Source organism: Pseudomonas sp. R1-1, assembly GCF_051132135.1.
GTDB lineage: Bacteria > Pseudomonadota > Gammaproteobacteria > Pseudomonadales > Pseudomonadaceae > Aquipseudomonas.
In genome coordinates, this window is record NZ_CP071663.1 from 5308153 (window position 1) to 5321673 (window position 13521).

General features: G+C 59.3%; 11 protein-coding genes. 2 read left to right on the forward strand and 9 right to left on the reverse strand.

What is annotated here, in order from left to right; all coding sequences use genetic code 11:
- Positions 1-9 precede the first annotated feature (9 nt).
- The 8 genes from J3P75_RS23850 to grpE form a co-directional block, all read right to left on the reverse strand.
- Positions 10-414, reverse strand: a complete 405-nt coding sequence (locus J3P75_RS23850; protein WP_090281705.1) for an MFS transporter — start codon at positions 412-414, stop codon at positions 10-12.
- A gap of 28 nt (positions 415-442) precedes the next feature.
- On the reverse strand, positions 443-919 hold the full coding sequence (gene greA, locus J3P75_RS23855) for a transcription elongation factor GreA (protein ID WP_093106947.1): 477 nt from the start codon (positions 917-919) through the stop codon (positions 443-445).
- Positions 920-921: 2 nt separating this feature from the next.
- Complete coding sequence (gene carB, locus J3P75_RS23860; RefSeq protein WP_039759558.1) at positions 922-4143, reverse strand: carbamoyl-phosphate synthase large subunit; 3222 nt, start codon at positions 4141-4143, stop codon at positions 922-924.
- A gap of 124 nt (positions 4144-4267) precedes the next feature.
- Positions 4268-5404, reverse strand: coding sequence for a glutamine-hydrolyzing carbamoyl-phosphate synthase small subunit (gene carA, locus J3P75_RS23865; RefSeq protein ID WP_203420696.1), 1137 nt, complete (start codon positions 5402-5404; stop codon positions 4268-4270).
- Positions 5405-5661: 257 nt separating this feature from the next.
- Entirely contained in the window at positions 5662-6468 is an 807-nt protein-coding gene (gene dapB, locus J3P75_RS23870; RefSeq protein ID WP_434708401.1) for a 4-hydroxy-tetrahydrodipicolinate reductase, read from the reverse strand.
- A 9-nt stretch (positions 6469-6477) separates the two neighbouring features.
- Entirely contained in the window at positions 6478-7602 is a 1125-nt protein-coding gene (gene dnaJ / locus J3P75_RS23875) for a molecular chaperone DnaJ (protein ID WP_090281702.1), read from the reverse strand.
- Positions 7603-7899: 297 nt separating this feature from the next.
- Entirely contained in the window at positions 7900-9816 is a 1917-nt protein-coding gene (dnaK, locus tag J3P75_RS23880; RefSeq protein WP_090281701.1) for a molecular chaperone DnaK, read from the reverse strand.
- 101 nt (positions 9817-9917) lie between these two features.
- Positions 9918-10484, reverse strand: a complete 567-nt coding sequence (gene grpE, locus J3P75_RS23885) for a nucleotide exchange factor GrpE (RefSeq protein ID WP_090281700.1) — start codon at positions 10482-10484, stop codon at positions 9918-9920.
- A gap of 240 nt (positions 10485-10724) precedes the next feature.
- On the opposite strand from grpE, the gene recN reads away from it, so the two are divergent.
- Positions 10725-12398: a DNA repair protein RecN gene (recN, locus tag J3P75_RS23890; protein ID WP_206415525.1), complete on the forward strand. Its 1674-nt coding sequence runs from the start codon at positions 10725-10727 to the stop codon at positions 12396-12398.
- A gap of 76 nt (positions 12399-12474) precedes the next feature.
- Here recN and fur read toward each other — a convergent pair whose 3' ends face one another.
- Complete coding sequence (gene fur, locus J3P75_RS23895; RefSeq protein ID WP_016771770.1) at positions 12475-12879, reverse strand: ferric iron uptake transcriptional regulator; 405 nt, start codon at positions 12877-12879, stop codon at positions 12475-12477.
- A 97-nt stretch (positions 12880-12976) separates the two neighbouring features.
- Between fur and J3P75_RS23900 the strand changes: the two genes are divergently transcribed.
- On the forward strand, positions 12977-13504 hold the full coding sequence (locus J3P75_RS23900) for an outer membrane protein assembly factor BamE (protein WP_093104791.1): 528 nt from the start codon (positions 12977-12979) through the stop codon (positions 13502-13504).
- Positions 13505-13521: the final 17 nt, after the last annotated feature.

A 13521-nucleotide genomic window follows, 5' to 3' on the forward strand; every position in this document is an offset into this window, starting at 1 on the left:
TGACAAGGGTCAAGGGTGTGCTTCGCGCACCCTGCCACTCCAGCCCGGCACCGGTTGCATGACCAGCACCAGCCCGGAAAACCCCAGCACCAGATAACTGAACACCTGCCAGCGCTGCGCATCCGGCCAGCCGACACGCACAGCGACATACATCGCACACGCGTACAACGCCATCATCAGCACTTGCCCGCGAAAATCCCGCCATAGACTGCCAGGGCCCTCGGCCTGTACCAGCACCAAAGCCTGAAAAATCACGCAGACTGCAGCGAAACCCACGACCAGCACTTCAAAGGCACTGGCGACTTCGTCGATCAACAGCGGCGCCAGGCCAATCTGGCCCAACGCCGGCTGCAAACCGAGATGAATCAGCCATAGCCCGCCGACCCAAAGCATCTGGGCCAGCTGCCAAAGCATGGCGCCCGCATGCAGCGGGCGCCTTCTTTCAGATGTGACGAACTTCGACAATCTCGTACTCGATCACGCCGCTTGGCGTTTTGACGGCGACGACGTCACCCTCTTCCTTGCCAATCAAGGCACGGGCCAACGGCGAGCCGACCGAAATCTTGCCGAGTTTGAAGTCAGCTTCATCCTCACCCACGATCTGGTAAGTGACGCTTTCATCCGTCTCGACATTGGCGATTTCAACGGTCGTGCCGAAAATCACCTTGCCCGTGTGCGGGATGGTGGTGACATCAATGACGACCTGATTCTGAATCCGGCCTTCGATGTCCCGAATTCGCGCCTCGACCATACCCTGTTGCTCGCGGGCAGCATGGTATTCAGCGTTTTCCTTCAAGTCACCCAACTCGCGGGCCGTACCGATGTCCTGGCTGAGCTTCGGACGGACGACCTTGGTCAGGTGAGCGTGTTCTTCTTCCAGGGCGCGAGCGCCCTGAACAGTCATTGGGTACTTGGTTATGCTCATGCCTTCAATCCTGCGTGTAGATCCTGCAAGCGACGCACGGTCTTTTCCGGACCGAATTTCAGCGCTTCGCAGATCGCTTCGCCCGCAGCAATGGTGGTGGTGCAGTAGATCTTGTGCTGCAGGGCATTGCGACGAATGGAGTACGAATCGGCGATCGACTGACGACCTTCGGTGGTGTTGATGATCAGCGTGACTTCGTCATTCTTGATCATGTCGACCACGTGCGGACGACCCTCGGTCACCTTGTTCACGCGGCGCACTTTCAGGCCTGCGGCTTCGATCAGCTTGGCAGTGCCGGCAGTGGCAACCACTTCGAAACCCAAGTTGATCAGATCACGGGCCACGCCTGCAACCAGTGGCTTGTCGTCGTCACGTACGCTGATGAACGCAGTACCGCCGGTCGGCAGCACTTCGCTGGCACCCATCTGAGCCTTGGCGAACGCTTCACCGAAGGTGTCGCCAACGCCCATCACTTCACCGGTCGACTTCATCTCTGGGCCGAGGATCGGGTCAACGCCAGGGAATTTGGCGAACGGGAACACCGCCTCTTTCACGCTGTAGAAGTTCGGAATGATTTCTTTGGTGAAGCCGATCTCTTTCAGGGTCTTACCGGCCATCACGCGCGCAGCGATCATCGCCAGGGAAACACCGATGCACTTGGACACGAACGGCACGGTACGCGAGGCGCGCGGGTTGACTTCGATGACGTAGATGTCTTCGCCCTGCAAAGCCAGTTGCACGTTCATCAGGCCGACAACGCCCAGTTCCAGGGCCATTTTCTTGACCTGTTCGCGCATCTCGTCCTGGATGTGCGCCGGCAGCGAGTACGGCGGCAGCGAGCACGCGGAGTCACCGGAGTGAACGCCCGCCTGTTCGATGTGCTGCATGATCGCGCCGATCACCACGTCTTTGCCGTCGCAGACCGCATCCACGTCCATTTCAATGGCGCAGTTGAGGAAGTGGTCGAGCAGCACCGGGCTGTCGTTCGACACTTGCACCGCGTCACGCAGGTAGCGCTTGAGCTCGTCTTCTTTGTAAACGATTTCCATCGCTCGGCCGCCCAATACGTAGGACGGACGCACAACCAGCGGATAACCGATTTTCGCGGCAGCGCGAACAGCTTCGTCTTCGCTGCGCACGGTGGCGTTCGGCGGCTGACGCAGGTTCAGGCGCTCGACCATTTGCTGGAAGCGCTCGCGGTCTTCGGCACGGTCGATGGCGTCAGGGCTGGTGCCGATGATCGGCACGCCAGCGGCTTCCAGCGCACGAGCCAGTTTCAACGGAGTCTGGCCGCCGTACTGGACGATCACGCCTTTCGGCTTCTCGACGCGGCAGATTTCCAGCACGTCTTCCAGGGTCACTGGCTCGAAGTACAGACGGTCGGAGGTGTCGTAGTCGGTGGAAACGGTTTCCGGGTTGCAGTTGACCATGATGGTTTCGTAGCCGTCTTCGCGCAGGGCGAGAGCGGCGTGAACGCAGCAGTAGTCGAATTCGATGCCCTGACCGATACGGTTCGGACCGCCGCCCAGGATCATGATCTTGTCGCGGCCAGACGGCGCGGCTTCGCACTCTTCCTCGTAAGTCGAGTAGAGGTAAGCGGTGTCGGTGGCGAACTCGGCGGCGCAGGTATCAACGCGCTTGTAGACCGGGAACACTTCGAGCTTCTGACGGTGCGTGCGCAGGTTTTTCTCGGTCACACCCAGCAGCTTGGCCAGACGCTGATCGGAGAAGCCTTTGCGCTTGAGCTTGAACATCAGGTCGCGGTCGATCGAAGACAGACCGAGGGTCTTGACCTTCTCTTCGTCCTTGATCAGATCTTCGATCTGCACCAGGAACCATGGGTCGATCATGTTCATGCCGAAGATGTCTTCGACCGACAGGCCGGCGCGGAACGCGTCAGCCACGTACCAGATACGCTCGGCGCCCGGCACGGTCAGCTCGCGCTTGAGCACGCTCATGCTTTCCGGGTTGCTCAGGTCGAGCTTCTCGTCCAGACCGCAAACGCCGACTTCCAGACCGCGCAGGGCTTTCTGAAGGGATTCCTGGAAAGTCCGGCCGATGGCCATGACTTCACCCACCGACTTCATCTGAGTGGTCAGGCGTGCGTCAGCCTTGGCGAATTTCTCAAAGGCGAAGCGTGGCAGCTTGGTCACGACGTAGTCGATCGACGGCTCGAAGGACGCTGGGGTCTTGCCGCCGGTGATGTCGTTCGACAGTTCGTCGAGGGTGTAACCCACGGCCAGTTTGGCCGCGACTTTGGCGATCGGGAAACCGGTGGCTTTCGAAGCCAGCGCCGAGGAACGCGATACCCGCGGGTTCATTTCGATCACGACCATACGGCCAGTGTTCGGGCAGATACCGAACTGCACGTTGGAACCGCCAGTCTCGACGCCGATCTCGCGCAGTACCGCCAGCGAGGCGTTACGCAGGATCTGGTATTCCTTGTCGGTCAGGGTCTGTGCCGGCGCCACGGTGATCGAGTCACCGGTGTGCACGCCCATCGGGTCGAAGTTTTCGATCGAGCAGACGATGATGCAGTTGTCCTTTTTATCGCGGACAACTTCCATTTCATATTCTTTCCAGCCGATCAGCGATTCGTCGATCAGCAGCTCTTTGGTCGGCGACAGGTCCAGACCACGGGCGCAGATTTCTTCGAACTCTTCACGGTTGTAAGCGATACCGCCACCGGTGCCGCCCATGGTGAACGACGGACGGATGATGCACGGGAAGCCCAGCGTCTCGAGGACGGCGTTGGCTTCTTCCATACTGTGCGCGATGCCGGAGCGCGGGCACGCCAGGCCGATGGATTTCATCGCCTTGTCGAAACGCGAACGGTCTTCAGCCTTGTCGATGGTGTCGGCGTTGGCGCCGATCATTTCAACGCCGAACTTCTCCAGAACGCCTTCGCGCTCCAGGTCCAGAGCGCAGTTCAGAGCAGTCTGACCGCCCATGGTTGGCAGTACGGCGTCCGGACGCTCTTTCTCGATGATCTTGGCAACGGTCTGCCACTTGATCGGCTCGATGTAGGTGGCGTCGGCCATGTCCGGGTCGGTCATGATGGTCGCCGGATTGGAGTTCACCAGGATGACGCGGTAACCCTCTTCGCGCAGGGCTTTGCAGGCCTGGGCGCCGGAGTAGTCGAATTCGCAGGCCTGGCCGATAACGATCGGGCCAGCGCCGAGAATCAGGATGCTTTTAATGTCTGTACGTTTTGGCATGGGTTGTCACTCAAATCCGCAGGTCAGTCGGCAAGCCGTCTTGATCGATTTCTGAAGTCCCGAAGGGGCCACCGGTGCCGGGGCCGCCCTCGAAGACTTCTCTCTACAGTCTCAAGGCGAACGCTTAGCGTCGCTTGGCCATCTCGTTGATGAAGCGGTCGAACAGTGGCGCGACGTCGTTCGGGCCCGGGCTCGCTTCAGGGTGGCCCTGGAAGCTGAACGCGCTCTTGTCGGTGCGCTCGATGCCTTGCAGGGTGCCGTCGAACAGCGATTTGTGGATCGCGCGAACGTTGCCCGGCAGGGTGGCTTCGTCGACCGCAAAACCGTGGTTCTGGCTGGTGATCATCACAACGCCGGTGTCCAGATCCTGCACCGGGTGGTTGGCACCGTGGTGGCCGTGGCCCATCTTCACGGTCTTGGCGCCGGAGGCCAGAGCCAGCAGCTGGTGACCGAGGCAGATACCGAAGACCGGAATTTCGGTTTCCAGCACGTCCTTGATCGCCTGGATCGCGTAGTCGCATGGCTCCGGGTCACCCGGGCCGTTGGACAGGAACACGCCGTCCGGCTTCAGCGCCAGGACATCGGCAGCCGGGGTCTGGGCAGGCACCACGGTGACGCGGCAGCCGCGCTCGACCAGCATGCGCAGGATGTTGACCTTGACGCCGTAGTCGAAGGCCACCACGTGATACGGCAGCTCGGACGCTTCGATGGTCGCGTGGCTGTCGGTTTTCAGATCCCAGACGGTCGAGCGCCATTCGTATTGAGTCTTGGTGCTGACGACTTTCGCCAGGTCCATGCCCTTCAGGCCCGGGAAGCCTTGCGCAGCGGCGATGGCGGCTTCTTCGGAGATGTTGTCACCGGCCATGATGCAGCCGTTCTGCGCGCCCTTTTCACGCAGGATGCGGGTCAGGCGACGGGTGTCGATACCGGCGATCGCCACGACGTTGTTGGCTTTCAGGTAATCGGACAGCGACATCGTGTTACGCCAGTTGCTCGCTACCAGCGGCAGGTCACGGATGACCAGGCCAGCGGACCAGACGCGGTCGGACTCGGCATCTTCCGGCGTGGTACCGGTGTTGCCGATGTGCGGGTAAGTCAGGGTAACGATCTGTTGGGCGTAGGAAGGATCGGTAAGGATTTCCTGATAGCCGGTCATTGCGGTGTTGAACACCACCTCACCAACGGTCTGACCGTCGGCTCCAATGGCTTCGCCGCGAAAAATGCTGCCATCAGCAAGGGCAAGTATGGCTGGCTTAGTCAAGAAGACCTCCCGTAAATAACGCATGAAAGGGCGATCGCAGGTTGTAAAAAAGCGGAGTGACGTATGGACACGTCACCCCGCTTCTTCACTGAATTATTCTGCGCGCTTTTAGTGGACACACTAAAGCTGTAGCTTACAGAAAAAGGCTTTTTTGGTCCACCGCTAAAGAGCCCTAAAGGCCGGAGAATGCGACAGGTCGTCGCCACGCGGAGAAAAACCGGTGCAAACAGGGCGTTTGCACCGGGTTCAGCACTGCATCAACGCAGCTCGAGCACGTCCTGCATGTCATAAAGACCCGGCTCACGACCATCCAGCCACAGCGCGGCACGCACCGCACCCTTGGCGAAAGTCATGCGGCTCGATGCCTTGTGCGTGATCTCCAGACGCTCGCCCTCGCAGGCAAACAGCACGGTGTGATCACCCACCACATCACCACCGCGCACGGTGGCGAAGCCGATGGTTTCACGCTCACGGGCGCCGGTGTGACCTTCGCGACCGTAGACCGCAACTTTCTGCAGATCACGATCCAGCGCACTGGCGATCACTTCGCCCATGCGCAGTGCGGTGCCCGACGGCGCATCGATCTTGTGCCGGTGATGCGCTTCGATGATTTCGATGTCCGCTTCGTCGCCCAGGACACGTGCCGTCATGTCGAGCAGCTTCAGCGAAAGATTGACGCCGACACTGAAGTTGGCGGCGAAGACGATCGGAATGTCCTTGCCCGCCTCGACCAGCAACTGCTTCTGCGCTGCATCCAGCCCAGTGGTGCCGATGACCATGGCTTTGCCGGCCTTGCGGCAGAACGCCAGATTTTTCAGCATCACTTCCGGCAGCGTGAAATCGATCAGTACATCGAACTCTTCCGCCACGGCCTCAATATGCCCGGACAACGGCACACCGATGCGCCCCAGCGAAGCCAGCTCACCGGCGTCGACACCGATCAGCGTACTGCCGGGACGCACCACCGCGGCCGTCAGACCGGTCAGAGGCGCGCGCTGCTGCACGGCTTCGACCAGAATCTTGCCCATGCGCCCAGCAGCGCCCATCACAGCTATACGTCGCATGCCGACTCCTTACAGATCGCCGAAGAAGCGCTTCACACCATCGAACCAACCGGTGGTTTTCGGCGAATGACTGTTGTCGTCGGCCAGCGAGCTGCGGAACTCTTCCAGCAGTTCACGCTGACGACGGTTCAGGTTGACTGGCGTCTCGACCGCAACGCGGCACATCAAGTCGCCTGCACCACCGCCACGCACCGGCGCCACACCCTTGCCGCGCACACGGAACTGCTTGCCGGTCTGGGTGCCTTCAGGGATTTTCAGCTTGACCCGACCGTCGAGGGTCGGAATTTCCAGTTCGCCGCCCAGCGCTGCGTCGACGAAGCTGATCGGCACTTCGCAGAACAGGTGCTTGCCGTCACGCTGGAAGATGTCGTGTTCGCGGACATTGATGACCACGTACAGATCGCCCGTCGGACCACCCTGAGTCCCCGCCTCGCCTTCGCCAGACAGACGAATGCGATCGCCGGTATCGACGCCGGCCGGCACTTTGACCGACAAGGTTTTGTACTCTTCGACGCGACCGTCACCGTGGCACGAATCGCACGGATCGGAAATGATCTTGCCCTGGCCATGGCAGCGCGGGCAGGTTTGCTGCACCGAGAAGAAGCCCTGCTGCATGCGCACCTGACCGATACCGCCGCAGGTCGGGCAGGTCGACGGCGACGAGCCTTTCTTCGCCCCCGAGCCATCACACGGCTTGCAGTTGACCAGCGTCGGCACACGGATATTCACCGAGGTTCCGCGCACCGCCTCTTCCAGATTCAGCTCCAGGGTGTAGCGCAAATCGCTGCCACGCTGAGCGCCGCCACGGGAACCGCCGCGACCGCCGCCGAAGAAGTCGCTGAAGACATCGCCGAAAATATCGGAGAAGTTCTGTCCGCCAAAGCCGGCACCGCCGCCACCCATGCTTGGGTCGACGCCGGCATGACCGTACTGGTCGTAGGCCGCGCGCTTGCTGGCGTCGGACAACACTTCATAAGCCTCGTTGGCTTCTTTGAACGCCTCTTCCGAAGCCTTGTCGCCCGGATTACGGTCAGGGTGGTGCTTCATTGCCAGGCGGCGATAGGCCTTCTTCAGGTCCGCTTCGCTCGTGCCTCGCTCGACACCCAATACTTCGTAATAGTCACGCTTTGCCATAAGTTCTTTGCACTCTTAAGGACGTTCGGCAAACCCCTCCTGAGCCTCGCCAAACTCGTTGAGCCCCCATGAAGGCCCGGACCCAACTCACGTCAATTCAACGATCCTGGTCTTTGATTCATGCGGTATCTGCGGCGCGAAAAGCAGGAGCATTTTCGGCCATACCGCCAACATCCGAGCGTTGTCGCATGCTGTAAAAATTCGCGTATTCCAGATACGCCAACGCGGGAGCAAGCTCCCGCGCGGCGACATCCTACCAGTCACCGCCGCAAGGCAGTCAACCGGACGACCAACAACTTACTTCTGGTCTTTTACTTCTTCGAACTCTGCATCGACAACATCATCAGCCTTCTCGGCCGACTCGCCTTGCGGGGCTGCGCCATCAGCTGGCTGAGCCTGTTCGGCGTACATCTTCTGCGCAACCGGAGCGGAGACTTTCGACAGTTCTTCAACCTTGGCTTCGATGGCAGCCTTGTCGTCGCCTTTGACGGCGGCTTCGAGGGCAACCACGGCAGCTTCGATTGCAGTTTTCTCTTCGGCAGTCACCTTGTCACCGGCGTCAGCGACCATCTTGCGAGTCGAGTGAACCAGTGCGTCGCCCTGGTTACGGGCAGCGGCCAGCTCTTCGAACTTGCGGTCTTCCTCGGCATTCGCCTCGGCGTCACGCACCATGCGCTCGATTTCTTCGTCGGACAGACCGGAGTTGGCCTTGATCACGATCGACTGAGTCTTGCCGGTGGCCTTGTCTTTCGCACCTACGTGCAGGATGCCGTTGGCATCGATGTCGAAGGTCACTTCGATCTGCGGCACGCCACGTGGAGCAGGTGGAATGTCGGCCAGGTCGAACTTGCCCAGCGACTTGTTCTGTGCAGCTTGCTTGCGCTCGCCCTGCAGAACATGAATGGTCACAGCGCCCTGGTTGTCGTCGGCAGTCGAGAACACTTGCGATTTCTTGGTAGGAATCGTGGTGTTTTTCTCGATCAGCGCGGTCATCACGCCACCCATGGTTTCGATACCCAGGGTCAGCGGGCTGACGTCGAGCAGCAGAACGTCTTTAACATCACCAGCCAGAACCGCGCCCTGGATTGCAGCACCCATTGCAACAGCTTCGTCCGGGTTAACGTCTTTGCGAGCTTCTTTACCGAAGAAATCGGTTACCAGCTTTTGCACCAGTGGCATACGGGTCTGACCGCCGACCAGAATCACGTCGTTGATCGCGCCAACGTCGATACCGGCGTCTTTCATGGCGATACGGCAAGGTTCGATGGTGCGCTGAACCAGGTCTTCAACCAGTGCTTCGAGCTTGGCACGCGAAATCTTCACGTTCAGGTGCTTGGGACCGGTGGCGTCTGCAGTGATGTACGGCAGGTTGACGTCGGTCGACTGAGCGGACGACAGCTCGATCTTGGCTTTCTCAGCGGCTTCTTTCAGGCGCTGCATGGCCAGCGGGTCACCTTTGAGGTTCATGCCGCTTTCTTTCTTGAATTCGTCAACGAGGTAGTCGATCAGACGAATGTCGAAGTCTTCACCGCCCAGGAACGTGTCACCGTTGGTGGCCAGCACTTCGAACTGGTGTTCGCCGTCAACTTCAGCGATCTCGATCACGGAAACGTCGAAAGTACCGCCACCCAGGTCATAAACGATCACGGTGTGATCGCCCTTGGCCTTGTCCATACCGTAAGCCAGAGCGGCTGCGGTTGGTTCGTTGATGATACGTTTAACGTCCAGACCGGCGATGCGGCCGGCGTCTTTGGTCGCCTGACGCTGACTGTCGTTGAAGTAGGCCGGAACGGTAATCACCGCTTCGGTCACTGCTTCGCCGAGGTAGTCTTCGGCAGTCTTCTTCATCTTTTTCAGGATTTCAGCCGAGATCTGTGGCGGCGCCATTTTCTGGCCGTTCACTTCAACCCAGGCGTCATTGTTGTCAGCCTTGACGATCTTGTAAGGGACCATCTGGATGTCTTTCTGCACAACTTCTTCGTCGAAACGACGACCGATCAGACGCTTAACTGCGTACAGGGTGTTGTGCGGGTTGGTCACAGCCTGACGCTTGGCCGACTGACCTACCAGAATTTCGCCATCATTGGCGTACGCGATGATCGACGGCGTGGTACGCGCGCCTTCAGCGTTTTCAATAACTTTAGCCTTGCCGTTTTCCAGCACGGAGACGCAGGAGTTGGTAGTCCCCAGGTCGATACCGATAATTTTGCCCATGTTCACTCTCCCGAAACTTTGATTTTTTTGCCGCAGCAGTGGTGGCTGACTGCGGTAATACTTAAACGCTTGACTTCTAAATGGGGGCCTTGCGGCTAATTTCAAGCCTGCTCGTCAATAGAAGGCGAAACTGGCGCTGGAGCCTTGCTGACCACAACCATGGCCGGGCGCAACAGGCGACCGTTGAGCTGGTAGCCTTTCTGGAACACCTTCAGCACGCTGTTCGGTTCGACGTCAGCACTTTCCTGCATGGCCATGGCCTGATGCTGAACGGCGTTGAACGGTTCGCCATGCGGGTCGATCGCTTCCAGCTGATAACGCTTGAGGGTGTCGTGGAACATTTTCAGCGTCAGCTCGATGCCTTCGCGCATCGGACGGATGCTTTCGTCGTCCGGGCTCGACAGTTCGAGGCCGCGCTCCAGACTGTCAACGATAGGCAGCAAGTCGCCGGCAAATTTCTCCAGAGCAAACTTGTGCGCCTTCTCGACGTCCTGTTCGGCACGGCGACGGACGTTCTGCAGATCGGCAGCAACACGCAGAGACTGATCCTGCGCGGCGGCCAATTGCTCTTCGAGCACTTGTACACGGGTCGCCAGGTCGTCACCCGAACCTTCGGGCGCCTGATTGGCTTCTGGGTTTTGCGGATCTACTGTCGATTCGTCAGCCATAGAATTCTCCTTTCAATTACGTCCGCGAGCCTGACTCGCGCTTCTGCCCCGATATATGGGGCCGCAAAATCAGGCTTCAAGGGCTGGATTCGATTGTCCCTACAAAAAAGTGCTGATTAGTCATTCTCGAATGCGCTAAGAAAGTTTTCTGACCAAGCGAATCGAGCTAAGCAGGGGCATTGTCAGGCCCGAACAAAACACTGTATAAATAACCAGACCTCAAGCTTGGGAGCGGCCTTTATGCTGGTGCACCTGTCCGTACACAACTACGCCATCGTTGAACATCTCGATCTCGAACTCGATCGCGGGATGAGCGTGATCACAGGGGAAACCGGCGCCGGCAAGTCGATCATGCTCGACGCGCTGGGCCTGACCCTGGGCGATCGCGCCGACAGCGGCGTAGTGCGCCCGGGCGCCGACAAGGCCGATATCCTGGCGACGTTCGATCTGGCCGACATCCCGGAAGCCAGCGCCTGGCTGGCCGAGCGCGATCTGGACATCGACGGCCCGTGCATTCTGCGTCGGGTCATCACCTCCGAAGGTCGCTCGCGCGGCTATATCAATGGCACGCCCTGCCCACTTGGCGACCTCAAGTCGCTTGGCGAACTGCTGATCGATATCCACAGCCAGCATGAACACCAGTCGCTGCTGAAAACCGATACCCACCGCCGCTTGCTGGATGAGTACGCCGGCGCCACCGATCTGGCCCGTCAGGTGCAGCTTGCCGCCCAGCGCTGGCGCCAGACTCGTCAGGAACTGGAGCGCTTGTCCAACTCCGGCGACGAACAACGCGCACGTCATCAGCTGCTCAGCTATCAACTCGAAGAGCTGGAAAACCTCGGCCTCGGCGAGAACGAACTGGAGCAACTGGAGCAGGAACACAAGAACCTGACCAATGCCGAAACCTTGCTGGGCATCTGTCGCCAGGTGGTCGAACAATGCAGCGAAAGCGATTCCGGTAATGTACTGAATGCGCTGACCGCCAGCCTCAATCGCCTGTCGAGCGTGAACCATTCCGCCGGCGCGCTGGGCGAAGCCAGCAGCCTGCTGACCAGTGCACAGATCCAGGTCGAAGAAGCCGTCGGTGAGCTCAACCGCTTCCTCGACAATTTCGATGCCGACCCGGCGCGCCTGCAATATCTGGAAGAACGTCTCGACGCCATCTACACACTGGCGCGCAAGCACCGCATCCAGCCCACCGAAGTCGGCGAAATGCAGCAGAAACTGCTGGATGAAATCGAAACACTGAATGCCAATGACGAATCCATCGAGCGCCTGGGTGAAGAGCTGGCCTCGTATGCCCGTCATTATCAGGAGAAAGCACGCGAGCTGAGCGACCTTCGCCATCAGGCAGCCGGCAGCCTCGCCAGCGCGGTGGAACAGGAAATTCAGCGCCTGGGCATGCCCGGCGGTCGCTTTACCATCGAATTGAAAGCCAACAGTGGCGACGAACTGCAACCCAACGGGCTGGAGCAGGTTGAATTGCTGGTCAGCGCCAACCCCGGTCAACCGTTGAAAGCCCTGGCGAAAGTAGCCTCTGGTGGTGAGCTGTCACGGATCAGCCTGGCGATTCAGGTGATCACAGCGCAGACGTCACGCGTGCCGACGCTGGTGTTCGACGAAGTGGACGTCGGTATTGGCGGGCCAACGGCGGAAATTGTCGGCCAGTTGTTGCGACGTCTAGGCGAGCGTGGCCAGGTGCTGACCGTGACGCACTTGCCGCAAGTGGCCGCGCAAGGGCATCAGCATCTATTTGTGCACAAGGTCCGCGATGAAAAAGCCACTCACACCGCTGTCGCGAAGCTGAGCAAGAACGAACGTATCGAAGAAGTCGCACGCATGCTCGGCGGCATCGATCTGACCAAGGAATCCTTGGCCCATGCGAAAAAAATGGTGGTAACGGCCAAGGCCTGACCCGCAGCAGAAAGCACGAAGGCGACCCTTGGGTCGCCTTCGTTCGTTTCGCGAACCTGAAGTTCGCGCGACATGCTTACTTTTTCTTGCGTACGTACAGCACCAGGTTGTGATCAACCATTTCGAAGCCATGCTTCTCGACGATCGATTTCTGAAGTTTTTCGATTTCTTCGTCGAAGAATTCGATGACTTCACCCGATTCCACGTTGACCATATGGTCGTGGTGGCCACCGTCAGCCAGTTCGAAGACCGCGTGGCCGCCGTCGAAGTTGTGGCGGACCACGAGGCCGGCCGCTTCGAACTGGGTCAGAACACGGTAAACCGTGGCCAGACCGACGTCCTCGCCAGCTTCCATCAACGCCTTGTAGACGTCCTCGGCACTCATGTGGCGCTGCTCGGTGGAGTCGAGCATTTGCAGGATCTTGACCCGTGGCAGGGTCACTTTGAGGCCGGCTTTGCGTAGTTCGCTATTTTCAACCATGGTCAGCTTTCTCGCGATGCTGCTTCGCAGCTTCTCTTAATGCGGGTATGATCGGCGTTTACGTTGTCCCAGCCAAGATAGTGGAAGTCGCCCACCGATGCAAAACACCAAGCTCTTGCTAACCAGTTTCACCTTTGTGGGACTGCTCGCACTCGCCGGTTGTTCATTCCCCGGGGTTTACAAAATCGACATCCAGCAGGGCAATGTCGTCACGCAGGACATGATAGACCAGTTACGCCCGGGAATGACCCGGCCGCAAGTACGGTTTATCATGGGCAACCCTCTGCTTGCCGACACGTTCCATGCCGATCGCTGGGATTATCTGTACAGCCTGCAACCGGGTGGCGGTGAACGCCAACAGGAACGCGTCAGCGTTATTTTCAACTCAAACGACCAGCTTGTCAGCTTGTCCGGTGACTTCATGCCGGGCGTGAGCCGTGACGAAGCCATTCTCGGCAAGGACAGTGGCACCACCGTCACCGCGCCTGCTGAAAACGCCGAGAAGCCAGAAGCTGAAAAACCAGCCAAGCCAGGCTCCTTGCTGGATCAGATCCAGAAAGACGTCGATGGTGTGGAAACCGTTCCGGTGCCAACGCCAGAACCGCTGGACACCTCGCCGCAATAATTTTGCGAGGCAATAAA